This window comes from Aquamicrobium sp. YD-1-mutant5 (assembly GCF_059509755.1).
The window spans coordinates 1-556 of sequence record NZ_JCAKKP010000052.1 but is presented as its reverse complement, the minus strand read 5'-3'; the positions used below and the strand labels follow the sequence as shown (position 1 = coordinate 556).

Annotated in this window: 1 protein-coding gene; it reads left to right on the top strand. The window is 66.5% G+C overall.

The features are described from left to right. Window positions 1-556, top strand: a 556-nt coding sequence (locus tag AC5XE7_RS20835) for a M20/M25/M40 family metallo-hydrolase (RefSeq protein ID WP_495367435.1), incomplete at both ends; no start/stop codon positions are given.

Sequence of the window (556 nt, the reverse complement as noted above, 5' to 3'; positions counted from 1 at the left end):
CCTCCGGCGAGAACCTTCGCATTGATCCGGACCGTTTGTGGGATTCGCTGATGGAGATGGCGAAGGTTGGTCCCGGCATTGCGGGCGGCAACAACCGCCAGACGCTGACCGACGCCGACAATGAGGGCCGCCATCTGTTCCGGCGCTGGTGCGAGGATGCCGGCCTTGAGATGGGCGTCGACCGCATGGGCAACATGTTCATGACGCGCCCCGGTACCGACCCGGACGCGCTGCCGGTCTATATCGGCTCGCATCTCGATACCCAGCCGACCGGCGGCAAGTTCGACGGCGTGCTCGGCGTGCTGGCGGGGCTGGAAGTGGCGCGCTCGCTCAACGACCTCGGCATCGCCACAAAGCATCCCATCGTCGTCACCAACTGGACCAACGAGGAAGGCGCGCGCTTTGCCCCGGCCATGCTGGCGTCGGGCGTGTTCGCGGGCGAGCTTGAGCTCGACTATGCCTATGGCCGCACCGACATGGAGGGCAAGCGCTTCGGCGACGAGCTGCAGCGCATCGGCTGGGTGGGCGAGGAAGAGGTGGGCGCGCGCAAAATGCA